This window comes from Paenibacillus sp. SORGH_AS_0306 (assembly GCF_030819345.1).
In the GTDB taxonomy this organism is placed as follows: Bacteria; Bacillota; Bacilli; order Paenibacillales; family Paenibacillaceae; genus Saccharibacillus; species Saccharibacillus kyungheensis.
In genome coordinates, this window is the sequence record NZ_JAUTBP010000001.1 from 1,076,096 (window position 1) to 1,100,984 (window position 24,889).

Consider the following 24,889-nt stretch of genomic DNA (forward strand, 5'->3'; position numbering starts at 1 on the left):
GAAATCAGACAACAAAAGATAAGTGGTTTTTCATCTTGATCAGCAAGTAATTACATGTAGCCTTTCAGCATGAATTACTTACGGTTAGAAAAAGAAGTTGCAGTCGTATCATTATCAGTATACATCGGTTTAAGCGGATCATTGTCTACAGATGATGTAGTCAAAGGAGTCGTAGCAGCTGGAACCTGAGCTAACTCTGCTTTCAGTTGTTTGATCTCACGCTGTAAACGGTACTGACGATAGATACCATAAAATCCTACAATTAGACCACCTAACAAAGCGCATCCAATAATCAAAAGAATTAAAGGTACTTGTACTACATTGAAATAAAGATTGACCTGTACTGGATTCACGTTAATTACGGCAAACACCGCGGTAATCAGTGCAAATATCAAACCTAAAATAAGCATCCATTGCATTTTCAAAATAAATAACCTCCTCAAATTAGCATAAGGTCAAATCTTTCCTTATCTAATCTATAAAACGCAATCAGTCCTATTGTAAACATATCTTTACAAGTATTGGGCGAATATTGGAGGAAATGCAAGGTCTGGGTGTGATTCACCGATGTTCAATACTTACTTTGCTAACTGTTCCATTTCAGTAATTAGAGCTTCGAATACACTCATAGCTTCACGAATAGGAGCTGGAGTAGACATATCAACACCTGCTTTGGCAAGAATATTGATAGAATAATCGCTACCGCCGCTTTTCAGGAAACCAGTATAACGATCTACCGCAGATTGTCCTTCTTCCAAAATTTGTTTGGAGAAGCTAGTTGCAGCAGAGAAGCCTGTCGCATATTTATATACATAGAAGCTGTTATAGAAATGCGGAATACGTGCCCATTCCATTTCAATATCTTGATCTACATGCATACCTTCACCATGATATTTCACATTCAGGTCATAGTAGATTTTGGATAGTTCTTGTGGAGTTAGGGACTCGCCAGCTTCTGCACGAGCATGTGTAATCATTTCAAATTCTGCAAACATCGTCTGACGGAAAACTGTCGTACGGAATTGATCTGCATAATAAGTTAACAAGTACATTTTTTCTTTTGGATCAGTCGATTTTTTCAAAAGATAATCCATTAATAATGCTTCATTCGTAGTTGAAGCCACTTCTGCAAGGAAAATAGTGTATTGTGCATCACGATAAGGAAGAGCATTGTCTGAATAATAACTATGCAGTGCATGACCCATTTCGTGAGCAAGTGTAAACATACTATTTAGATTGTCTTTGTGATTTAGTAGAACGTAAGGATGGACACCATAAGCGCCCCAGCTATAAGCACCTGTACGTTTTCCTTCATTTTCATACACATCGATCCAGCCTTCGTTGTAACCGGCTTGAAGCGCTTGTTGATAATCTTCACCGAGTGGTTTGAGACCTTCTGCTACTGTCGCTTTTGCTTCTTCATAAGTGATATCCATTTTGAATTCATCGACAAGTGGAGCAAATAGATCGTACATATGCAGTTCATCTACACCAAGTAATTTTTTGCGTAACGCAATATAACGATGTAGTAGAGGAAGACCTTCATGAATCGTATCAATCAGGTTCGTATACACTTCTTTAGGAATATTATCTCCATAAAGTGCTTTTTCCAGAACAGATGGATATTTGCGTACATTTGCATAGAACATATTTTTGTTGATATTGGCAGTTAGTGTAGCACCAATCGTATTTTTTTGACGAGCATATGCACTGTAAATCGCTTTGAATGCACGTTCACGTAATTCACGATTCGGATTTTCCAAAAATTGAATATAACGGCCATGAGTCAGTTCTACTTCATTACCATTTTCATCAATAATGTTAGGGAATTTCATATCTGCATTATTCAACATCCCAAAAATCGTCTGTGGGGCTTGAGACAGGTTACCTACTTGTGCTAACAAAGCTTCTTCCGCTTGTGATAACACATGTGCTTTTTCCCGTTTCATTTCTTGTAGCGTAAAGCGGTAAGGAGCGAGAAGAGAAGACTCTAGCAATTCATCTAACTTCTCATCAGACAGACCTAGAATTTCAGGTGTGATAAAAGAAAGAGCTTGTCCCAATTCTACGCCTAATTTTTTAACTTTTTGCGATAATGCCTGATATGTAGGATTCGTTGTATCTTCATCCTGATGCATATGAGCATACGCATATAATTGTTCTACCTGTAGACCGATACGATCTTCTAGCTCAAATGCCGACTTAACTGCTTCAGCAGTATGAAGTTTATCTTGTAATTGAGCCGCTTCAGGCAATTCTTGTTTTACTTTGTCATACGCTTGATCCCAAGCTTGTTGATCTGCGAACAGATCGGATAAATTCCAGCAATTTTCCTGTGACACTTCAGACCGTTTAAGTATTTGCTGCATAAATAAATCCTCCTCTTGAGCAATAATTATGAATAGATATTTGAAATGAATAGCACTGATTCGGGTATAATCCATTCAGCGCCAGAGTACATTGATCTACATCAAGCTATATTATGTGTTAGGGTTAACGGCAACCAAAAATCCGTAGATCATTAAGAAGAACGCAACCAGTAGCATGACAATAGCAAAAATAGCAAGCCAGCGCTTTAAAGGCGCTGGAATGGTTTCCTTATAAGCAATCAGTACAAACCCTTGCAAAAAAGCAAGAATAATAAATATGACAATCGCTGTATAATTCATTGGAAAAGGTTATACCTCCCGGAAAGCATTCATAATTTCTTCCCATTCGGCTTCTGTCTCAAAGCGTTCTTTAGGAAAACGATCACTTGCCCATTGCATCAAAGCTGGACGACTCAAGAAATCATGTGTTTCTTCGCCCCATTCGTCAGAGATTTCTCTCAGTACGATTTTGCGTCCTTGAACTTCAACAGTCATCATGTTCCAATTGTCTTTTTTATAAATCTGGTGTTTTTTTATCATTATAGTATTCTACTCCCTGTTCGTTTGCTAAAATCATACCCTTTGCCTTCATTAATTGCAAATCATAACAGCTGTTTTATTTGCTATTTCAGAACATGTACGTTATACTAGGTTCATGCGTCATATATGGCGATATTCTAGGAGGTTTTTTGAATGAAAGGTACAGTTAAATGGTTTAATGCAGAAAAAGGTTTCGGATTTATTGAAGTTGAAGGTGGAGAAGACGTATTCGTACATTTCTCAGCTATTCAAAGCGATGGTTTTAAATCGTTAGATGAAGGTCAAGCGGTAGAATTCGACATCACTGAAGGTAACCGTGGTCCTCAAGCAGCTAACGTAATTAAATTATAAGACCGATATCCGGTAACGGATCACTTATATATTGAGCATTCATTGAATGTTCATCCATATGTTAGTAAAAGCGCAAGTTTCCTTGATTCATTTCAAGGGGCTTGCGCTTTTTCATGTTTACAAACAAATCCTAGATACAAACAAATAGGTCTTTTTTAAAGTAGATCAAGTTCTCTTCTAAAGCAGATCATTTCAAATGATCTATCAAAATGAACAAAAAATACCCTTTATTTGCTCCACCATAATCTAGAACAAACAAAAGGTATTTGAATTAATCTTATTTTCTCATCTATAACATGCTACACATATGATCAGTTGTTTACTTGAAGTCCGGAACGTCTGCCCGTCCGTCGGATGACCAGCGTAATAATAGCCAATTCAGCAGCAAGCCCTAATGACTGTGCCAAAGCTCCGATAACACCATTCCATGCCGGAAATATAAACAATAATATAATCAGAACAATAAAAGTACATATAGCATTCGCCATCTGAGAGCGGAACATTGCTTTGGTTTGTCCACGTAAAAGAATAAGTCCATTAGAATAATCTAACCAGGGCATAACCAGTGCATATAATACAAAAGCTCGCAGTGTATATAGACTTTGAGTTAATAGCTCTCCATTTACATTCATAATATGTCCGAGCACCCAATAACTCATAGGTGTATAAGCAATCAGAGCTAACAACGTCACAGGTATAAACCCAGTCACTAATCCGAATCGACGTACTTTTTTGGGATCAATATGATAGAAATTCAATACAATCTGATGAATATAAGTAAAAAAGCTAAGCATTAACTGCAATAGACTACTTGCTATCGCAAACGAAGAAATAGCGAGAGCAATCCCTTCTGTTTTACCTAGCACTACATTGATAGCAGGGCCGATTAACATGGCAACAAAAGATGAGAAAAGAAGCGGTTTATAAAATTTAAACACATCTGCTCGTGTTTCTACAGGATGTTCAGGACGCTTTTCAGGCATTTTTTTGGCGATATTCCGTCCTTCACTATAACTAACAATCGCTTCGATAATCATACCAGTCAAAAATAAAATAGCACCGACAGTTCCACTTGTAATGTGATGATAATAAATAAAATAAAGCGATAAGGAGTACATTCCTGCCAAACGGAATACCATGCCAATCGTTAACCATTTGGTACGATTGTTAGTAATAATAATACCTTGATAAATATTGCGAATAACTGAAAAGATGCTCACAAACATCAAAATAGCATACACATCAATCACCAGAGGAACCATAGAATCTTTGATGCCGAACAATGTACTGAATATCCATTTTCCTATAGGCGTGTACACAATCAGTATTCCAATCGCTAAAACAAAAGCTAGAAAAATCCAAGTCACTTTAAGCAAAGCTTTAAATGAAAGTCGATCTCGAACCAGAGCAGAACAAGTCTGGCGTAATAAAGTAGACGGTCGTTCTGTAATCGTCACCAGACTCATTGCCAATGCATAGCTAGCAATCACCACTTCAGCATCCACAGCAAAAGCAAGTGTACGATTAATAATGACATGTGAAATGGTGACCAGTGAAGCTGAAATTCCAAGTGGTACAAAAAATGAAAACAACCGCCTCCATGAGAGCGGTTCTTGTGTGGACATATGTAATCTTCTCCCTTTGGTCTATAAAAATTATGGTTAGTATATCATAACCGTTTTGAAGAAAGTATGATTTATACAACAAAAAGTTACATTTATTTAAAATTCTATCTGTTTTTATGTATATTTGGCGAGGAGAAACGATCATAAGCGTCTATGTGGAAAGTCAAAACAAAAAGTAGTGTTTTTGATCCGATTTCCAACATTGAATATCCTTTTTGTATTCTATTCAAAGACCATAGTGAAAATAAGAAATATATGTCCTTAAAATGAAGAAGAAAATGAGCAAAACCCATATAGGGCGCGGTGTGATAAATTCAATTGTACGTTGTGAGCACTCTGAATATAATGTATGATAATACTGATAGGTTCAACAGACAACTATGTGGAGGAAGCCCATTGAATGATATGATGAAAGTCCGTTATCCGTTTCCGCGTAATGCTGTTTCTTTGATGAGACGCGTATACAAACACGGAATACCGGAAGTCCGTAAAGAGTTTGCTCGCTGGCGCGAACAGGCAAACTTGATACCTGATGCAGAATTGCGATATCAAGCGCTTGATAGTCTAAGCAATAAGCAATTCCACTGTGATGGTGGGTCAGTATATGCCGTAGCGAATATGGCTCAATTTCATAATTTGTTACCTTTAATTGTAGCATTCCAGACGATTTGCGATTATGCCGATAACTTATCGGATCGTCCTCAATGTACAAATGTTGAAGATTTTCGTCTATTGCACCAGGCTTTGCTTGATGCGATTGTTCCAGGCGTAGAACCAAGAGACTATTATGTATTTAATAGCGAAAGTGAAGTTGGTTATATGTCTACACTGGTAAAAGCTTGCCAGGGATATATTAGTGAACTTCCAGATTACGATATTGTATATCCTTATTTGCGTGATCTGGTTGAATTATATTGCGGTTTACAAACATACAAACATATCGCTCCTGAATTACGTCAAGCGACATTGATGGAGTGGTGGTCTGAGCATAAGCATCGTACACCTCATTTATACTGGCACGAGTTTGCTGCTGCAACAGGTTCAACGTTAGGTATATTTATGATGTTTTTAGCAGCAAGTGGTCTTCCAGGCATGAATGATGCGGCTGCCAAGCAAGCACATGCTGCTTATTTTCCAAATGTATGTTGCCTTCATATTATGCTGGATTATGTGATTGATCAGGAAGAAGATCAGCATTCTGGCGATCTTAATTTTTGCGATTATTATGACCCATCGATTAAAGTCATTGATCGAATTGAGAAGATCGTTGATTGGGCGCGTGCAGATGTACATCAACTGCCGGGTGCTTCATTCCATCTTATGATTGTTGAAGGTTTAGTCGCACTATACTTAACAGACCCCAAGGTCAAAACACAACAAGAAGTGCGTGCTATCTCTAAACGGCTATTGCGAAAGGGTCCTCCTATGCGTGCCTTTTTTATCTTGAATAGCCAGGTGATCCGCAAGTATTTGTAAACATATTAACAAGGGGGCAATTTGAAATGTCAGCAGTCAAAAAAATTGCAGTACTAACAAGTGGAGGAGACTCCCAAGGAATGAATGCTGCGGTTCGTGCAGTTGTACGTAGCGCACTTTATTTCGGTCTTGAAGTATGCGGGGTTCAACGTGGATATCAGGGGTTACTAAATGAAGATATTTTCCCTATGGATCTACGTAGTGTAGGTGATATTATCCAACGCGGGGGAACAGTACTTCAGTCTGCACGTTGTAAAGAATTCATGACACTTGAAGGTCAACAAAAAGGCGCTGATATTCTGCGCAAACACGGTATCGACGGATTGGTTGTTATCGGCGGAGACGGATCTTATCAAGGTGCGAACAAATTGAGTAAATTAGGTATCAAAACAATGGCATTGCCAGGAACAATCGATAACGATATTTCGTATACAGATACAACGATTGGTTTTGATACAGCAGTAGGTATTGTGGTAGATGCAGTAAACAAATTACGTGATACGATGTCTTCTCATGAACGTGTCTCTATCGTAGAAGTGATGGGTCGTCATTGTGGCGATATCGCTCTTCATTCTGGTCTAGCTTCTGGTGCAGAAACTATTCTTGTACCTGAAGTATCGTATGATCTAAAAGAAGTAGCTGATCGTATGCATCACAACTTTGCTTGTGGTAAACGTCATAGTATCGTGATCGTAGCTGAAGGCGCAGGTCGTGGAGAAGATATCGCAGAACAATTGCATATCCATTATCCTAACTTGGAGCCTCGTGTAACGGTTCTTGGACATATTCAACGCGGTGGAACACCAACTCCTCGTGACCGTAATTTAGCAAGTCGTCTAGGAGACTTTGCAGTTCGTAAATTAATCGAAGGTGAATCCGATAAAGCTTGCGGTGTAATCAAAGGCGAAATCGTATTGACAGATATCGATAAAGTAGTAAATAGCAAAAAAGAGTTCGATCATGAAACTTATGAGCTGGCACTTCGTTTATCTCAATAATCAGTGCTATCTTTAGAAAAAAGTAAATGTTTCAATCATTAACTTTAAAAAGCGTGCTAAATCTTACGTAATCTTCGGATTGCTAATATTTGCGCGCTTTTTATTTTGTTAAAAATTGTTTTTAGATATCACTTTTGTAAAAAATATGATAAGAAATGGTAAAAATTTTGAATTAAAGATTAGAAGTAACGGTTAAATTATTGTACTATAAGGGAGTAAGTCATTTATATCCTCACTCCGTAGGAACTGGAGAGACCAACTAGAAGGGGGCTACCATACATTGGCGAGAGAAAAAGGAGCAAAAGGAAGGGAGAGCCGTTTACGTTTGCTACACGCTGCTGCTAAACAATTTGCTATTCATGGTTTTCACGAAACGAAAGTGAGTTCTATTGTTGCAGAAGCCAAGCTTTCACAACCCGCATTTTATTTGTATTTTGAAAGTAAAGATGCTGTTTTTGAGGAGTTAGTGAAGCTTTTCCATGTTCGCTTGACGACAGTTATTAATGAAAGTCGTCTTCCTGAAATCAATTCAACCGATGGGGTATTGAACCAATTATGTCATACGTTGACATTAATGTTTGATTATTTTTATGCTAACCCTTATTTAACTCGGATAGGATTTCATTTGGCACCACAATCGCAAAATATGAAACAAGAACTGGTTCAATGGGTTGAGCAGATGTTATCGGGTGAACAACGTTCTGGACAATTCAAATCTGATTTTCGGATGAATATGGTCGCAGAATGTTTGGTAGGCACGATCGAACGTATTGTATTTACACAGCTTCTTCCTGGCAAAGTTGCACCAGAACAATTAGCATTAGATATTGTTAACTTATATGTATCAGGTATTGGAATGAAACAAAGCAAAGTGTAATCGATAGAGCTAGGAGGTTCATTTTCATATGATTACTGTCGGTTTAACCGGATGGGGAGATCATGATTCTCTTTATCTAACCAAAGAAGCAAATAAGAACAAATTACCCACTTATAGCTCACTATTCCGCACCGTAGAGGTAGATAGTTCATTTTATGCGATCCAGTCCCGGCGGAATATGGAAAAATGGACCGAGGAAACACCTGGTTCTTTTCGTTTTCTTGTAAAAGCTTTTCAGGGTATGACCGGGCATTCGCGTGGCAAGATTCCTTTTGATAGTGAAGCCGAAATGTTTGAAGCATTTCGCTTATCGATTAGCACGATGGAGCAAGCGGGTAAATTGATGGCTGCACTATTTCAATTTCCACCCTGGTTCGATTGTAATCGAGAAAATGTCAAAACACTTCGACATATTCGTGAACTGATGGGAGATTACCCATGTGCACTCGAATTTCGTCATCAAAGTTGGTACACGCCTGAAATGCGAGACAAAACGATCCAATTCATGCGCAAAGAAAACTGGATTCATAGTATCTGTGATGAACCACAAGCAGGAATTGGTTCTGTACCGATTGTAGAAGAGGTCACAGATCGTCAATTAACAGTCGTGCGTATGCATGGCCGTAATGAATCAGGCTGGAATTCATCGGGTCAACCGAATTGGCGGGAAGTCCGTTATCTGTATCGCTATAATGAGGCAGAATTACAAGAATGGGCAGACCGCTTACAACGATTAGAACAACAATCGGATGAAGTGTGTGTGATTTTCAATAATAATTCTGGCGGAGATGCAGCAGATAACGCCAGACAATTGATGGGCATGTTAGGACAAGAGATACCTGCTATTCCAGAAGAAAAGAAAGTAGAAATGGAACAGATTGATCTTTTCGACTGGAGTGGACAAGAATAGAAAAGCGACATTTTCCCGATTGAGGAGAATGTCGCTTTTGTTTTTTTTGAGCGATGATTGTTTGACATAAATATCAAGAATCACTTAATACTATTTAGATTCAGAAGGTACAAAATGTATAGCTTGTCGTTGTACCCATAGTAAACGAGACAGCAATGTGATCGCGCCTACTGCAAGTCCTGTACTGAGACCAATCCAATACCCAAAAGCAGCATAATCGGTATAATTAGCAATCAGGTAACCGACAGGTAATCCTATAATCCAGTACGAGATAAATGTTAAAACGAAAGCAGGATTCACATCTTTGTATCCTCGGAGTGCTCCCTGTACAGGCGTAGCAATAGCATCTGATATTTGATAAAAAGCAGCATAGATCATAAAATGAGCTATCAGATCAATCAATACAGGATCAGAAGAGTAAAGCGCTGATACCGATTGACGAAATGCAAGCAGAATCACAGCGGTGCATAATGACAAAGCAAGCGCTAAGCCAAGACCAAGCTTTGTATATTGCCGTGCATCTTTCAGACGCTTAGCACCGACCTCATAACCGACTAGAATCGTTAACGCTGTACAAATACTTAACGGTATCATATAAAGGGTTGCAGCAAAGTTCTGAGCCGCCTGATGAGCTGCAATCGTCATCGTATCGTAGTTGCTCATAAATAAAGTGACTCCAGCAAAAATAGCTACTTCAAAAAAGATTGCAAAGCCCATCGGAATACCTAATTTTAAAATTTCGCCCCATTTTTGCAAAGAAGGGGAATGCCATCTACTAAACAACTGATCTTGGCGAAAAGGTTTTGCGATACGTATAACGAGTACGGCGATCAAAAATACACACCAGTAAGTGATCGCAGATGCTACACCAGCTCCGATTCCGCCTAACTTAGGGAATCCGAATTTACCAAAAATCAATAAATAATTAATCGCGACATTGATCGGTAACGCACATAATGTAATCATCATTGAAAATCGTGTTTGACCTAGAGCATCGATATAACTTCGCAGCACCGTGTAAGCAAATAAAGGAATAATCCCTGTAGATAAACATACAATAAAACCATGAGCCACTTCACGTACATAAGGTTCTAGACTCATCAGATCCAGAATTGGATTTAATAACAATCCACCGATAATTAGAATCACAATCGATACAACAACTGATAATAACAAAGCTTGCACTACATTAAAGCTGATTTTTGATCGTTGATTCGAACCGATTAATTGTGACACAATCGGTGTCACTGCTACTAGAATACCACTAAGACCCGCTTGAATCGGAACCCACAGACTTGATCCTATCGCGACACCAGCCAAATCTTCTGCACTGGCATGACCGGACATATTCGTATCGAAAAAAGTCATTAAAGATAAAGCAATCTGGGTAATCAGAATAGGAAATAATATTTTCAAAAACTGACTGAACTTCTGCAAAAGTGTAACAGTAGGGATCATAGACTAACCTCATTTACGATAATCAATTATGTGTATTTGAACGAACTTTCAGATAAGTCCATTAAAAAATGATTGTACAGGATATCATTTCTTTTGGATAGACAAAAAAAGAACCCGGACAATGATCCGGGTTCTTACTGATCCATAACGTATGCTCTAATATATAAAGCACAGATTAAAGATTAATAATTAGCATTAGCGGTATAACGGTTACCGGCATTCCATAATAGATACTCGTCGATTCCTTTTTCATGCATTGCACGAATCTGGTCATTGACTTCTTTTGCACCGTATTGTGTATAATGACCGCTACCTAACCAGCTTGCTGTAAAGTCTTGAATCCATGGACGGATAATAGGCGTCTGATCACCAAGTGGTTTCAGCTTTTTCAATGTATCTTCCATAGAACCTTTAATCGTTGCATACGGGTTTTTGTCAGGATCTTTTACACCGAACCAACCTGTAGAATAGTGACTTGGATAGACCATAGGGCTAATAACATCTACGTTTTCTGAAATTTTGGCAAAATCTTGTCCGATACCTTCAGCAGCAGGTACAGAAGCCGCATAACCGAAAATATCTACAGATACACGTACACCCAAAGGAGCAAGCTCTTTACGAGCATATTGTACAAATTCAGCAATCACATCTACACGCGATTGTTTGGTTTTAGTAAATTTCAACTCGGATTCATGATTTTCGAATCCTTCCGGGAAACGAACATAATCAAATTGAATTTCTTTGAAGCCCATTGCTGCTGCTTCTTTAGCCAATTCAATATTGTAATCCCATACATCTTTGTTATATGGATTTACGAAGTTGTCACCTTTACCATTACTCCATACTTGTCCATTGCTTTTAACAAAAGAAAGTTCAGGATGTTTTTTGGCAAGGATAGAGTCTTTGAATACTACGATACGAGCAATAGGGTAAACATCATGTTTTTTCAAGCGTTTCATCATAGCGTCTGGATCAGCGATAAATTTTTGTGGACTGCCCATTTCTTTTAACTTGGCATTTTTGGTTTGATACGTTATGTATCCAGCGTCATCTTTTAGATCAATAACCATAGCATTTAGCTCTGTTTTATCCAAAAGATCAAGCAGGGTAGTCATACGCGAACCACCAGCACTATAAGCAGTAACATAGACACCTTTTACTTTAGGCGCATCTACTTGCGGATCAATTTTGGCAGGAGGATTATCTGCATCTACCTCTGTGTTACTTAATTGACTGTGAATCGCCGCCTGGTTCAAAGCGGATTTAAGCGTAGTGGACTTAGCTGTAGCTTGTCCATCTTGTCCACCACTAAGCGTTGTCGATGCGAGCAGCATAATTGCCCATAAAATTTCCATGTGTTAGCTCCTTCTCTGTATGTATAATCATGACGTCAGAATGGATTTACTTTTTAAGTATAACGGATGTCCATCAACTGTAAAGCAACATAATTGTTACCGTTAGTGCCTAAAAATACCCATCTTCACTATTTAAACATGTAAAACCATAGCGAAACAAGTGAGTGACCAATATAAGTATACAACATAAAAATGCCACTGCAATCATCTATAAAAGATGTAACAGTGACATTTTTAATATCGTTATCAATTAATCTTATTGCATGAATTGCTGGCTTTGATTTTCGCAAATACTGTGGTGGATAATTTCCATAGCATCCTCTGGTTCCAAAATACGCAACCCATCACGTAAAACGATAACAGCGTTCAATTCTTGCTGTTTTAGGGAAGGCATCATATCAGGAAACCATTTCATGACGATTTGTGACAATTTGACCGTTTCCATTTCCACAATAATCACCCTTTCCTATTCTGGAATCATTACGCTTAATGAACGAAATCATTCTGATGAGAACTTTAGGAAAAGCATGGCTGTGTAACAAATGTTAGGGACTGAACACAAACTGCAAATAATAAAAAGTAGAGGTGGCGTGTTTTTAGTCTACTATATATTACGACAAAAAGCGACTTTCAGTGTATAGCAAAACCAAAATAGTTTACATTTTTCGAATAAAAATTTTATACAGGTCTAATCAATCCCAATTAGCCTTTACGGAAAGATCCCATAACCCCAACGGTTTCGACCATATTAACAAAAGCAGCAGGATCGGTTTCTTTAATAATTCTGCGCAATTCAGCTAATTCATAACGGGTCGTTACTGTCATCAGCATATCTTTAGGCGTATGAGAAAATGCACCTTCTGCTTTGATCATAGTTACACCGCGTTGAAGAGGCATTAATTTTTCAAGCAACAAATCAGTATGGTTCGATACGATAAATAGCGTTACTTTGACATGACTGACATGAATAAGATCAAGCACTTTACCAGCAATGTAGATCGATACCATTGAAGCAAGAGCGATATTCCAGTCATTAGACCAGTAACCCATTGCAAGTACAACAAGACCATTTAATCCAACAATAACATTACCAACAGGGAAATCACGATAACGAGTAATGATAGAACCCAGAATATCGAATCCACCGGAAGAACCGCCTACCCGGAACGAAATACCAACTCCTATTCCGATCAGTACACCACCAAATACAGCAGATAACAATAAATCGGGTGCTGCGGCCTCAACAGGAATAATAGTCATCATCCATGTGGTAGCTGCAACAGAAACGATACTAAGTAAAATATAGCGTTTGCCTAGCAAAAACCAACCCGCGATCAAAAGAGGTATATTGTATACAAAGTAAAGCAGACTAATATTAAGCGGTGTGAAATAACCGGTTAACATAGCAAGTCCTGATACACCACCACTTAATAATTGATGGGGAATCAGGAACAGGTTAAACGCAGCAGCTGTGAATAAGGAGCCCAGAAAAACAACAAATAGGGCACCGATTTTTTTTGACACAAAAATCACCTCGGGTTGTAAGTTAGTAAGTTATGGAAAGTATACCTGTTAATTTATAAGAAGTATCTTTCACAAAAGTAATTATATTATGATTCAGCTAGTAATCATTGTGTATTTTGTGATATAATGATTTAGATATTCTTGAGTAGGGATGTTTTGCTGAATTATGTTGACTATTCTATAAACGCAAGACTGATTTATTTCATCATAGAAACTATTGAACAAAGGTATAGTTTATACTAACTACTGAATTATTCAATAGTTCATAACAAAAAAAAGAATAAGTGGCGGTCCACAAGGCCTCCTGCGATGCAGGTATATACTACTCATTTGCTACTTAAGAATACAAACAAGTTGGTGGATTGTCCACAATATAGAAGGAGCACGAATATTTTGACTAAATTTGCAGATTTCGGGTTAGATGAAAAAGTACTACAAGCGGTAATGGAACTAGGTTTTGAAGAATCAACACCTATCCAAGCACAAGCTATTCCAATTGCTATGAGCGGCAGTGACATGATCGGACAAGCTCAAACAGGTACAGGTAAAACAGCAGCATTCGGCATACCCCTTATTAACAAGATCGAACGTTCGGAAGATAAAATTGTAGCATTGATTATGGCACCAACTCGTGAGTTGGCGATCCAAGTAGCAGAAGAAATCGAGAAATTATCCCGCTTTAAAGGTATCCGTTCATTGCCAATCTACGGTGGACAAGATATCGTTCGTCAGATCCGCGCTTTGAAAAAGAAACCTCAAATTATTATCGGTACACCTGGTCGCTTGCTTGACCATATCAACCGTAAAACAATCAAACTAGATGATGTACAAACTGTAGTATTGGATGAAGCAGATGAAATGCTTGATATGGGTTTCATGGAAGATATCCAATCTATTTTGAAACAAGTTCCAGAAGAGCGTCAAACAATGTTGTTCTCAGCAACTATGCCTGCTAACATCAAGCGTTTAGCGCAACAATTCTTGAAAAACCCTCAACATGTTTCTGTAATTCCAAAACACGTTAGCGCACCTTTGATTGATCAATCTTATATCGAAGTGAATGAGCGTCAAAAATTTGATGCATTGTCTCGCTTGTTAGATATGGAATCTCCAGAGCTAGCAATCGTTTTCGGACGTACAAAACGTCGTGTTGATGAGTTAGCAGAAGCTTTGCAAAAACGTGGCTATACAGCAGACGGTTTGCATGGTGACTTGTCTCAGAACCAACGTGATAGCGTTATGCGTAAATTCCGTGATGGTAGTATTGATGTTCTAGTTGCTACAGACGTAGCAGCACGTGGACTTGATGTATCTGGCGTAACTCATGTTGTTAACTTTGACTTGCCACAAGATCCAGAAAGTTATGTTCACCGTATCGGTCGTACAGGACGTGCTGGTAAAGAAGGCGCAGCTTACTCTTTCGTAACACCACGCGAATTAGATCATTTGCACTTTATCGAGCGTGTAACGAACCAAAAAATCGCGCGCAAACCTCTACCATCTTTGGCAGAAGCGATTGAAGGTAAACAACGTATTACAGCTGAGCGCTTGCTTGAGCTAGTACAAGACGATACAACTCCTTTGAACGAATACAAAGGTATTGCTATCCAATTGTTAGAACAATATGATTCTGTGAACTTGCTTTCAGCAGCAATCAAATTGTTAACTGGTGAGAAAAAAGACGCACAGGTTGACTTGACTCCTGAAGATCCAATTCGTGCAAAACGTCGTAAACCTGATGTTCGCTCTGGTGGACGTAAACCAGGCGGTAGCTATAACCGTGGTGGAAGTAGCACAGGCGGATACAAAGGCAACAGCAGCAGTGGCGGACGCGGTGGATACAGCAGCGGCGGAAGTTCTAGCGGTGGCGGATACAAAGGTAACAAAGATGCTGGACGTGATCGTAACAAACCACGTACAACTAGCAGCGAAAACCGTCGTCCAGCTCCAAAACGTGACGATTCTTTCAACGCATAATTAAAATAAATACAATATAGATAAGAGAGTCAGGTCTAATCGCCTGACTTTCTTTTTTGTTTTACAAGAAGGAGAAACCTTCAATTCTCGTACATACTTAATAGGCACTGGTATTATAATGAAGAGTTAGGTATATTTAATATATGTAGGTTCAGAGAAAATAGGCATAGAACCAAATGCTGATGCAGACGTGAGGGGGAAATTGATTTGGAATTTAGAGGGGTAATGGGTGGAATATACAGGCTATCCGAGTGGATTATGCGCTTGGCAGGTAGCAACCTATTATGGGTAATTTGTTCTTCACCATTTTTGTTTTTTCTAGTCATGCGATTTATTTTCGGGCAACCAGGGTTTACGGCTAATGATATTCTGCAAGCCAATTGGGGAATGGGCATTATGGCACCGTTCACTTTATTTCCAGCTACAGCGGCTCTGTTTACCGTTGTTCGTAAATGGGTGATGGGTGAAGGGGATGTATCTGTTTTTAAAACGTACTTTAGAGGATATAAAGAAAATTATAAACAAAGTATGCTAGGCGGATTTTTCTATACTTTATTGTTTATTATTATGTATGTCGATTATACCGTCTATATGAACCAATTCCCGAATCTTCAACTGCTTGGAATTGTGATGTTAATCTTCTTATTAGTATTATTTGTATCATTATTTAATTTCTTTGCGATGATTGCTCATTATCATATGAAATTAAAAGATATTATCAAAAATGCAATTTTATTATCTATCGTTAGACCATTTCGCTTATTCTCTACATTACTAGGGACAGTAGCGTTGTTGTTTATTGGTACAAAGTATCCAGTATTGTTTGTATTCTTTTTAGCTTCAGGTATCGCTTGGTTCGCTTTCTTTAACTTCTATGGCATGTTCCTCAAAATGCAAGAACAGTCTGAGAAGCAAGCACTAGCAGATGAAGAAAAAGAATTAAAAGCAGACGAACAATTAGTGATTGGAGATCAGTCTCCTACCGAACAAGCGCAACAGATTAATGTTGAAAAACAGCCTACTTCGATGAACGAGAACGTCAAAAAAAGTTTGACCAAAAATAAAGAACGTTAACATAGCGAAAACAATACACGGATTATCTATCGATTTCCCTCTGTATTATGGTATAAAAATAGGTATCAGGAAAAAATTGGTGTAAAGGTTTACATTTCTCGCTACCAGGTTTATAATGAATTTACATCCTGCAATGTACGTTTTGATTATCTGTTGTTTTGAACCAATAACAATGTCTTGGGAGATTCAAATTGAACTGTAGCTGACCAGCCCTATCCATTGGATGCGGGGACTTCAAAAACAGTTTTGCGATCACCCACCTGCTACGCAGGTTCGAAGACAATGTAATCAGACGGCATATGCGGGACTTTTTAGTAGATTCATCAGTAAGCAAGAAGTTGGTGTAGTGTGAATGATCGAAACATTGAATACGAGAGCGCTCTAGCTACAGTTCTGAATCAGAATTGATAGAATAGGGCGTTTTTCGTGTGCGCTTACATAATATTAGTTTTATTATTCATATACTAATGATACACTTAGAATAAGGTAGGCTTTACATGTAAAGGAGGAAAAATCTTGTCGTTAAAAAGAACATTAGTGGGGATTATACGTAGCCAAGAAGGAACTGGCGATCGTGCCAAAGATCCTCAAATGAAAACAAGATATTACAATCTATCCCGCGAAAGAGCATGGGAAGAGGTTTCTTCAACACTCAAAAAAATTCCGGGTTATAAAGTATTACATGAGGTTCCAAGTGTAGGCGAAATTATACTGGAGAAAAAAACAGGTTTTGGACGCACAATGGATATTACGGTATCGATTGTATCGGTAAGCCCTGTGCGTAGTGCGATCGATATTTATTCAGCTTCTCGTGGATCATTAGGTGATCTGGGAGCGAATTATCGCAACATCCTGAATCTTTTTGGTTCTTTGGATAAAAAACTAGCACAATACAAAACAACCAGTACTTAATGAAGCCAGATGCTTCATACATACGTATTTGGTATACTATTTAGAAAGAAGCTTCCTACTCACATCATATGTGAAAAGGAAGCTTCTTTTTTTGGAACGTTACCGAGATTGTATCGTAATACTAAGAATGAGCACTTTTAGCGTACAACCTATCATAATGATACTATAGTAGATTTTTTACAGCTTCAACAGCTTGATCATAGTCTGGATGTTCTGCCATTTCTGGTAAATATTCAACGTATTGAATAACATCATTTTGATCAATCACAAAAATAGAACGCATATCGATCACAAATTCTTTAATCAATACACCATAGGCTTTACCAAATGAATTATCACGATAATCGGATAATGTGATCACTCGGTCTACTCCAGCGGCACCGCACCAGCGTGCTTGAGCAAATGGAAGATCAGCACTGATGGTCAGCACAATTACATCGTCACCAAGTTCAGAAGCGGCTTCATTAAAACGACGTGTCTGTGCATCACATACACCTGTATCCAAAGAAGGAACAACACTGATTAGTTTTACTTTACCTGCATAATCGCTAAGTGTGGATTGTTCAAGTAGATTTTTACTAAGATTGAAGTCAGGCGCTTGATCGCCTACTTTAAGTTCAGGCCCAATAAGTGTAATAGGATTTCCTTTGAAAGTAGCTACACCTGTACGTTCTTGTACCATATCATATTGCCTCCTTATTCATTGCTATCATTTCGCAATCGTAACCAGAATTCATTATAATAGAGTAAGGGTAATAAATCAAAAATGCGATTCACTACTATATTCAGTAAAGGAAGATCTTATGTTATTTGTCCGTTATGAGAATTGGAAAAGTTTCTTACGGTATTATCCAGTCACTTCGTTGATTTTATTGATCAATCTGGCAGTGTTTATCTTTTTGAGCTTTAACGGTGGTTCTACGAATCCACAGACGCTAGCCGATTATGGTGCTGTCACAAATGTACCTATGTATGATCAATGGTGGAGAGTCATTACAGCTATATTTTTGCATAATGGATTCAGTCATTTGTTATCGAATAGCTTTGGACTGATTGTATTTGCGCCTCCATTAGAACGTTTAATTGGAAGCTGGCGTTATGTAGTTCTGTATATGGCGAGTGGTATTATCGGAAATGTAATCAGTTTGGAATTATATCAACAATCCGGTAATAGTGTGGTAGCTGTTGGTGCTTCAGGAGCAATCTATGGCATCTATGGAGCATTTTTGTATATAGCGTTGTTCCAGCGTCAGATTATGGATGAGGCTTCTCGTAAGACGATGTACACGATTTTGGTGCTAGGGCTTATTTTCACCTTTGTTGTTCCTGGTATCGGCATCTGGGCTCATGTAGGTGGGTTAATAGCAGGATTCTTTATTTACGGATTGATGTTGAGATTAACTGGCTTGCGAGGAAGATGGAGACGTCTAGCAGAAGCGTATGCCAAAGCACTGTCTGAACAAGAAAATCAGAACAAGATTGAATAATGTTTAATAGTATCTGCACAATGGATAGATATAACATTCGCTAAGGTGTAGATACAGGCGTACGAAATGTGAAAATCAATAAAGTGTACTGTTGTTTATAATAAGGTTGAATAAAATATACAATTTATACAGATATAATTAACCAGCAATATTAAAAAATAAAATAATGAACAAGAAAAACCACTTTTGTTTAAACAAAAGTGGTTTTTTTTGAATCGATTTGCGATTTTGTATGATTCGTATGATCACGCTATTGTTATATTAGTCGCGGTTACCAGCGAACATAAATACAAGACGTAACAATTCAAGTACAGATAGCAATGCAGCAGCTACATACGTAAGAGCAGCAGCATTCAATACTTTACCAACACTACGTTCTTCTTCATTAGTCACATAACCTTCAGCAACCATAATATCTCTTGCACGATTACTAGCGTTAAACTCAACAGGTAAAGTGACCAATTGGAATACAACAGCAGCCGAGAAGAAGATAATACCAAGTCCTAAAAGACTAAATGAACTGAAAATAGCACCTGCAATAATTAAGAATGGTGCGATACCGGATGTGAAATTAACAACCGGGAAGATACGGTGACGAAGTGCAAGCATCGGATAATGCGTTTTGTGTTGAATCGCATGACCAATCTCGTGACAAGCTACAGATACAGCCGAAATACTGTTTTGGTAATATACATCTTCTGAAAGACGTACCACCCGATGAACAGGATCATAATGGTCGCTTAGCGAGCCACGTACAGGTTCGATAGGAACATCTTGTAGACCGTTACTATCTAACATATGACGAGCTGCTTCATAACCGGTAAGACCGCGTGCATTGGGTACTTGAGAATATTTCTTAAATGTACCTTTAACTCTAAATTGTGCCCAGATGGTTAATCCAAACGCAAGAATAATTAAAATCCAAAAGAAAGCATTAATACTCATTTCTCATTCCTCCATAGTATAGACAAATTACATCATGCCTGAACTTTGACCTAGCAGGAATTTTAACGCCTCGATACAGGCGGCACTTTGAGGAATCAGATTAACAAATGCACGTTTGGCTTGATTAGGCTTCATTTGCGAAAGTAAAGGTTCGAGTTCACGTACTTCACGTTGTAATTGAAGCATGTGTTGTTCCAACTCGGTAAGTCGCTGCGTAACCTGTTCTTCGTCTGAAACCCGATCCCAGGCGTGCAATTTATCTCTAATTTCATCAAGAGTGTATTTATCCTGCTTTAACTTTGTTATACGTTCCAAGCGTGTTAAGGTTTCAAAACTATAGAGCCTATAGTTTTTTAAGGAACGACTTTCTGGTTGTATTAATCCGAGCTTTGTATAGTAATCTACTGTTCGCTCACTAATACCGGCAGTCTTAGCTAATTCGCCAATCCGGTAAAGCTTCATATCCCCAAGGTATCCACCCCCATTTATAGTCATGATCAAAACAGGATCCCTTGAGTTTGCATCCTGTTTGTTTATATTACAGGAATACAAACGTTACAGTCAAACCATACAGTTTCACGTTATGCTTACTTTTACATATTCTGTAATTATTGATTAGGTACCTTATCAATGAGTATAACCATTGTCCCTTAAATTTAGATGAAAATGATCTGAATACTATATAAGTACTATAAATAAAGGCATTGAAAATAAATATTAAAAAGATCATCACAACTAGCATCTAAACAGCTCAAAAGCTTGATGAATATAGACTTTGACGATGTTAAACGGTGAAGAATTAAAGAATCTATAGATGTAACAAAAAAAGTATTTTCAAAAATTGAAAATTAACTCTTGTCATTCTTTCATTATTCTGATTATAATGACATTAAGGATTTCACGACATGTGAAGTAATATTACATAAGGAGAGTGGGTTATATGAGAAAAAAATGGGCCGTTATGGGGTTAGCGGCATCAACCCTTCTTGCTTTTCCATTAAGTGCTTTTGCAGCAGCTGAGGTAACAACAGCTGAAGTATCCACAGGGTTAAACACATTCTTCGTGTTCCTTGCGTTCGCACTGGTGTTGTTCATGCAAGCTGGTTTTGCACTGTTAGAAGCAGGTTCAGTCCGTATGAAAAATGCTGGACACGTTGCAGGTAAAACAATTCTAACACTGGGTATTGCACTCATTGCTTTCTGGGCTTTTGGATTTGGTCTTGGATTTGGTAATGGTAATGGATTTTTCGGTTATGAAGGATTTTTCTTAAGTGGTGAAGGAATGATGGGGTCCTTTGATGCACTATCTGGACTCGGTATTCCGATCTCGATGATGTTCCTTTTCCATCTTGCCTTTGCAGCAGTATCTTTGTCAATTGCTTTTGGCGGATTTGCTGAACGTGCGAAGTTGAGTGTGTATATTATCTTCGGTATTTTATTTACAGTTATTATTTATCCGATCATTGCTCACTGGGTATGGGGCGGCGGATGGTTAGGCGCTATGCAAATGCAGGATTATGCAGGTTCTACCGTTGTCCATTTGACAGGTGCAACAGCAGGTCTAGCTGCTACATTAATGCTTAAACCACGTCTTGGTAAATACAATAAAGATGGTAAACCTAACATCATTCCAGGTCATAACCAAATTTATTCTGTAGTCGGCGTATTTATTCTCTGGTTCGGATGGATGGGCTTTAACCCAGGTAGTGCGTTATCTACATTAAATGATGGATTCTTCACTTATGTTGCGCTAACGACTAACCTTGCAGCAGCAGCAGGTGGTGTAGCCGCTCTATTGATCTCATGGGTTGTTTTTGGTAAAGCAGATATTCCAAGTATGTTAAATGGTGTACTGGCTGCTCTAGTAGCAATCACAGGCTCTTGTGCTTTTGTAGATGTATGGGCAGCGATCGTTATTGGTCTGGTAGCTGGTATTGTTACCTTCTTTACATCACAATGGTTTGAAAAAGCAGGAATCGATGATCCAATCTACGCATTCTCTGTACATGGTATTGCAGGGATGTGGGGAGCTATATCTACTGGATTCTTCGCTACACCAGAATTAGTAGAAAAAACAGGCGTAGGTTCGCCAGGATTGTTCTACGGTGGTGGATTCCATCAATTGGGTGTTCAGTTGTTAGGTATGATCGGTACATTTATCTTTGTTCTAGTGATCTCTCTTCTTATCTTATGGGTGATGAAGTCGATCAACGGTATCCGTGTTACTGAAGAAGAAGAAATGATGGGCTTGGATATTAGTGAGCATGGTTCTTATGGTTATCCTGAGCAAATGAGAGCATTAGGCGAAGACGCGCGCAAATAACGCTCTTTTCTCCAACATCATGAAGAAAGAGCAGTAGGGGATGAAGCTGATGAATGAACATTCTTTTGATCTTCCCTTGCGCGATCTTGCCGATGCTGATACTCCGCAATTATTGAAAGAAAAGCGCATATCGATGCAGACCGAACTGTATCAAGCTTTGCCTGATAGCGATACACGCCAATGGGTGAAGCAGGTCAATGAGATGCACGATCATGTGATGCAACAGGCAGTTATCATTTGTGAAAAACAATTGAGTGAGGCGGGCTACGGTCCGCCTCCTGTTGCATATTCTTTTATTGTTTTCGGTAGCGCAGGGAGATTGGAATCCACATTGTGGAGTGATCAAGATAACGGATTGATCATAAGTGATGAACCTCATGAGGGCAAAGAGACTTATTTTAAGCAATTCGGAAGTGTACTTGCCGATATATTAGAAGCTATAGGGTATGAGAAATGTCAGGGTAAAGTCATGTGCTCTGAACCGATGTGGCGCAAAACACTAACCGATTGGCGTACGCAATTGAATAGTTGGCGTAATGATCTGAGCTGGGAACCTGTTCGCAATTGGATTATCGCTTCCGATATGCGTCATATGGCAGGCGATGCAGAACTTTCAGCGGCATGGTTAGATACATTATATAGCGGTGTGAAAGAAACACCACAGTTGCCTGCGGCGGTACTTCGTAATACGGTTCGTCACAAAGCTACACTTAATGTATTAGGTCAGGTGGTTGCAGAACGATTTGGAGAACATGCAGGTGATTTTGATGTGAAATATGGTATCTATATTCCACTCGTAAATGCATCACGCTATCTGGCGTTACAGCATGGTATCTATGAATCGTCTACATTGAAGCGATTAGAGCGATTAATTCAATTAGAAGCGGCTACGTTATCATTGCTTGAAATGATGCAAGAAGCTTTTTTGACAGCACTGCGTATGCGTAATTCAACGCCTGTACAAATAGTCGATGGATTGTATATTAGTACTGGATTTATGCCCCAAAAAGATTGGAAACAACGACCGTTTTTTCACGAGCTTCGAGATAGTCTGGGAACGGTTAAAAAAGCACATCGTGTGCTTCAACGGCAATTACGCTTTTTAGAAAGGAGACGCTTATGAAAGAGCCAGTGAAAACAGCGAACAATGGTTTTTGGAGAAGTCTGCGTAGTGGTGGGGTTCCATCTGCTATTGCTTCCGTATTCGGTGCACCTTCTGCACAGCAAATGGCATTTATAAGATCTCTTTCTCGTGAACAGCGTCGCCCTGAAGTATTGTATATGCCACTGAGCAAGCTAGAAACCGTCGTTTTCGATTTGGAGACGACGGGATTTCATGCGCAACATGGAGATGAAATATTGTCTTTCGGAGCAGTCAAAATGATCGGTGACCAAGTAACAGACGAACACTTTTATACTTTGGTCAATGCCAAAACAAGTGTACCTGAGAATATTACAGAACTTACCGGTATTACCCAGGAAATGATTGAAGGAGCACCGTCGTTGATAGATGGTTTGCATGATTTTATGGCTTTTGTCGGGAGATCGGTATTGATCGCTCATGGTACAGGTCATGATAAAGCATTTCTAAATGCAGCATTGTGGAAAACATCCAAAATTCAATTAACACATCGGATACTGGATACGATGATGATTGGTAAATGGCTCAAGCCTTCACTTGGTAGTTACGGATTAGATGAATTATTGGAAGAAGCACGTATTCCAATTACACTTCGCCATCATGCACTAGAAGATGCCAAAATGACGGCATCGTTATGGGGAGAGTATCTTCGTCTAATGCGTCACAAACAGGTGGATACACTGGAAGATTTGTATGCTTATTTGAGTAATTTTTAAGATTGATATCAAAAAAATAGTATAATTTAAAATAATTGTAATGTAGAAGATTGCAATGTATACAAAGGCAGTGGGGATGTCTTAATGTCTGTTAGCGGAGTAGGGATTACAGAATAACCTGCTATCGTAAAAGGTTGCGTATGATCAGGATATACATCGTCTGAATGATGTTGATGTGGATTTGAAATCCATTGCTGATTAAGCGCTTGTATATGATCTACCCAGGAAGTAGAGGGTGATCCTATCAGATAGATAGGAGTCAAAGCACCAAATGACTGTAATTGATGAAGATCGGTTGACGAAGGAATTGGAGCTGACAAAGGGTGAGAGTGGAAAATGCCGATCAGATCAGACTCTTGATAACAACATTGAACCCATTCAATAGGGTCAAAAAGGAAGTGGTGCAGCGGGTCAGGTGCAACGTTGCGTAACTTCCGATAGGATTCGATGCGCATACCGCCCGCTGCTTTTCTACCGAGCAAGACCCCGCAGACTTCTGAGGATAGAGAGCTATTCATATGGTCGGTCAGTAGCTGTAGGGCTGTTGGACGAATAAAAATGGTAGTTTCTCTATCAGTGCACAGCAGGTCTGCCATTGTATTTACCCCTCTCTTTATTAGACTCTCCATACGCTATGGGGAGTCACTTTTTTTATTGTGTTGTGTATAGTCATTATCATTAGAAGGATGTCATAAAATAAGGTTCTAGAAGCATATCTCAAAAAGATATACGATCCAGAACCTTATTTTGATATAAATTATACAAATTATAAATTCTAAATACAGATATCGATTACAGGCATACGACATAGTAGCTCATCATAATGAGAGC

General features: G+C 38.7%; 25 protein-coding genes and 1 other RNA gene. 13 read left to right on the forward strand and 13 right to left on the reverse strand.

The annotated features are described in order from the left end of the window. Positions 1 to 74 precede the first annotated feature (74 nt). The 4 genes from QE450_RS04745 to QE450_RS04760 form a co-directional block, all read right to left on the reverse strand. On the reverse strand, positions 75 to 425 hold the full coding sequence (locus QE450_RS04745; RefSeq protein ID WP_273615597.1) for a LapA family protein: 351 nt from the start codon (positions 423 to 425) through the stop codon (positions 75 to 77). Between the two features lie 153 nt (positions 426 to 578). Continuing rightward, entirely contained in the window at positions 579 to 2,369 is a 1,791-nt protein-coding gene (gene pepF / locus QE450_RS04750) for an oligoendopeptidase F (RefSeq protein WP_307297389.1), read from the reverse strand. A gap of 111 nt (positions 2,370 to 2,480) precedes the next feature. After that, positions 2,481 to 2,669 (reverse strand): hypothetical protein, encoded by a 189-nt coding sequence (locus QE450_RS04755; RefSeq protein WP_069327062.1) that lies wholly within the window; start codon positions 2,667 to 2,669, stop codon positions 2,481 to 2,483. A 9-nt stretch (positions 2,670 to 2,678) separates the two neighbouring features. Continuing rightward, positions 2,679 to 2,909: a hypothetical protein gene (locus QE450_RS04760; RefSeq protein ID WP_204824752.1), complete on the reverse strand. Its 231-nt coding sequence runs from the start codon at positions 2,907 to 2,909 to the stop codon at positions 2,679 to 2,681. Positions 2,910 to 3,062: 153 nt separating this feature from the next. On the opposite strand from QE450_RS04760, the gene QE450_RS04765 reads away from it, so the two are divergent. After that, entirely contained in the window at positions 3,063 to 3,260 is a 198-nt protein-coding gene (locus QE450_RS04765) for a cold shock domain-containing protein (RefSeq protein WP_069327064.1), read from the forward strand. Between the two features lie 311 nt (positions 3,261 to 3,571). Here QE450_RS04765 and QE450_RS04770 read toward each other — a convergent pair whose 3' ends face one another. Next, entirely contained in the window at positions 3,572 to 4,885 is a 1,314-nt protein-coding gene (locus QE450_RS04770) for a multi antimicrobial extrusion protein MatE (protein WP_273615600.1), read from the reverse strand. A gap of 396 nt (positions 4,886 to 5,281) precedes the next feature. On the opposite strand from QE450_RS04770, the gene QE450_RS04775 reads away from it, so the two are divergent. The 4 genes from QE450_RS04775 (at position 5,282) to QE450_RS04790 (ending at position 9,146) form a co-directional block, all read left to right on the forward strand. After that, positions 5,282 to 6,361, forward strand: a complete 1,080-nt coding sequence (locus QE450_RS04775; protein WP_273615601.1) for a tetraprenyl-beta-curcumene synthase family protein — start codon at positions 5,282 to 5,284, stop codon at positions 6,359 to 6,361. Positions 6,362 to 6,387: 26 nt separating this feature from the next. Next, positions 6,388 to 7,359 carry a 6-phosphofructokinase gene (gene pfkA, locus QE450_RS04780; RefSeq protein WP_069327067.1) on the forward strand — a complete coding sequence of 324 codons (972 nt, stop codon included), beginning with the start codon at positions 6,388 to 6,390 and terminating at the stop codon, positions 7,357 to 7,359. A gap of 280 nt (positions 7,360 to 7,639) precedes the next feature. Further along, a complete protein-coding gene (locus QE450_RS04785; RefSeq protein WP_273615602.1) occupies positions 7,640 to 8,236 on the forward strand; it encodes a TetR/AcrR family transcriptional regulator in 597 nt (198 codons plus the stop codon). Positions 8,237 to 8,264: 28 nt separating this feature from the next. Beyond that, positions 8,265 to 9,146, forward strand: coding sequence for a DUF72 domain-containing protein (locus QE450_RS04790; protein ID WP_307297394.1), 882 nt, complete (start codon positions 8,265 to 8,267; stop codon positions 9,144 to 9,146). Positions 9,147 to 9,236: 90 nt separating this feature from the next. Here QE450_RS04790 and QE450_RS04795 read toward each other — a convergent pair whose 3' ends face one another. The 4 genes from QE450_RS04795 to QE450_RS04810 all read right to left on the reverse strand — a co-directional run bounded on the left by QE450_RS04795 (position 9,237) and on the right by QE450_RS04810 (position 13,483). Further along, positions 9,237 to 10,604 carry an MATE family efflux transporter gene (locus tag QE450_RS04795; protein ID WP_274170430.1) on the reverse strand — a complete coding sequence of 456 codons (1,368 nt, stop codon included), beginning with the start codon at positions 10,602 to 10,604 and terminating at the stop codon, positions 9,237 to 9,239. A gap of 182 nt (positions 10,605 to 10,786) precedes the next feature. Further along, positions 10,787 to 11,959: a putative glycoside hydrolase gene (locus QE450_RS04800; RefSeq protein WP_273615605.1), complete on the reverse strand. Its 1,173-nt coding sequence runs from the start codon at positions 11,957 to 11,959 to the stop codon at positions 10,787 to 10,789. Between the two features lie 256 nt (positions 11,960 to 12,215). Beyond that, a complete protein-coding gene (locus QE450_RS04805) occupies positions 12,216 to 12,410 on the reverse strand; it encodes a hypothetical protein (RefSeq protein ID WP_204824744.1) in 195 nt (64 codons plus the stop codon). 251 nt (positions 12,411 to 12,661) lie between these two features. Beyond that, on the reverse strand, positions 12,662 to 13,483 hold the full coding sequence (locus QE450_RS04810; protein ID WP_373461949.1) for a YitT family protein: 822 nt from the start codon (positions 13,481 to 13,483) through the stop codon (positions 12,662 to 12,664). Positions 13,484 to 13,876: 393 nt separating this feature from the next. Between QE450_RS04810 and cshA the strand changes: the two genes are divergently transcribed. The 4 genes from cshA (at position 13,877) to QE450_RS04830 (ending at position 17,446) form a co-directional block, all read left to right on the forward strand. Then, entirely contained in the window at positions 13,877 to 15,460 is a 1,584-nt protein-coding gene (gene cshA, locus QE450_RS04815) for a degradosome RNA helicase CshA (protein WP_273615606.1), read from the forward strand. A 207-nt stretch (positions 15,461 to 15,667) separates the two neighbouring features. Next, positions 15,668 to 16,534, forward strand: coding sequence for a YesL family protein (locus QE450_RS04820; protein ID WP_307297403.1), 867 nt, complete (start codon positions 15,668 to 15,670; stop codon positions 16,532 to 16,534). Positions 16,535 to 16,656: 122 nt separating this feature from the next. Further along, a non-coding RNA gene (gene ssrS / locus QE450_RS04825) (6S RNA) lies at positions 16,657 to 16,846 on the forward strand. A 204-nt stretch (positions 16,847 to 17,050) separates the two neighbouring features. Further along, positions 17,051 to 17,446, forward strand: coding sequence for a DUF1499 domain-containing protein (locus QE450_RS04830; protein ID WP_069327075.1), 396 nt, complete (start codon positions 17,051 to 17,053; stop codon positions 17,444 to 17,446). 163 nt (positions 17,447 to 17,609) lie between these two features. Here the strand turns inward: QE450_RS04830 and tpx are convergent, their stop codons facing one another. Beyond that, complete coding sequence (gene tpx / locus QE450_RS04835) at positions 17,610 to 18,128, reverse strand: thiol peroxidase (protein ID WP_273615608.1); 519 nt, start codon at positions 18,126 to 18,128, stop codon at positions 17,610 to 17,612. Positions 18,129 to 18,249: 121 nt separating this feature from the next. Here tpx and QE450_RS04840 point away from each other — a divergent pair, with 121 nt between their 5' ends. Beyond that, positions 18,250 to 18,933, forward strand: coding sequence for a rhomboid family intramembrane serine protease (locus QE450_RS04840; protein WP_273615609.1), 684 nt, complete (start codon positions 18,250 to 18,252; stop codon positions 18,931 to 18,933). A 261-nt stretch (positions 18,934 to 19,194) separates the two neighbouring features. On the opposite strand, the gene QE450_RS04845 is transcribed toward QE450_RS04840, so the two are convergent. Continuing rightward, positions 19,195 to 19,878: a zinc metallopeptidase gene (locus tag QE450_RS04845; protein WP_301261440.1), complete on the reverse strand. Its 684-nt coding sequence runs from the start codon at positions 19,876 to 19,878 to the stop codon at positions 19,195 to 19,197. 27 nt (positions 19,879 to 19,905) lie between these two features. Further along, entirely contained in the window at positions 19,906 to 20,340 is a 435-nt protein-coding gene (locus tag QE450_RS04850) for a MerR family transcriptional regulator (protein ID WP_204825033.1), read from the reverse strand. 478 nt (positions 20,341 to 20,818) lie between these two features. Here QE450_RS04850 and QE450_RS04855 point away from each other — a divergent pair, with 478 nt between their 5' ends. From QE450_RS04855 to QE450_RS04865, 3 genes are read left to right on the forward strand one after another with little or no spacing between them, the layout of a single operon-like run. Further along, the gene (locus QE450_RS04855; RefSeq protein WP_273615611.1) at positions 20,819 to 22,201 is read left to right on the forward strand and encodes an ammonium transporter; all 1,383 of its coding nucleotides are present in this window, start codon (positions 20,819 to 20,821) and stop codon (positions 22,199 to 22,201) included. 40 nt (positions 22,202 to 22,241) lie between these two features. Continuing rightward, complete coding sequence (locus tag QE450_RS04860) at positions 22,242 to 23,324, forward strand: DUF294 nucleotidyltransferase-like domain-containing protein (RefSeq protein WP_373461950.1); 1,083 nt, start codon at positions 22,242 to 22,244, stop codon at positions 23,322 to 23,324. Continuing rightward, positions 23,321 to 24,058, forward strand: coding sequence for an exonuclease domain-containing protein (locus tag QE450_RS04865; RefSeq protein WP_307297413.1), 738 nt, complete (start codon positions 23,321 to 23,323; stop codon positions 24,056 to 24,058). The genes QE450_RS04860 and QE450_RS04865 overlap by 4 nt, the downstream gene beginning before the upstream one ends. A gap of 26 nt (positions 24,059 to 24,084) precedes the next feature. On the opposite strand, the gene QE450_RS04870 is transcribed toward QE450_RS04865, so the two are convergent. After that, positions 24,085 to 24,654 (reverse strand): M67 family metallopeptidase, encoded by a 570-nt coding sequence (locus tag QE450_RS04870; protein ID WP_307297416.1) that lies wholly within the window; start codon positions 24,652 to 24,654, stop codon positions 24,085 to 24,087. Positions 24,655 to 24,889 lie beyond the last annotated feature (235 nt).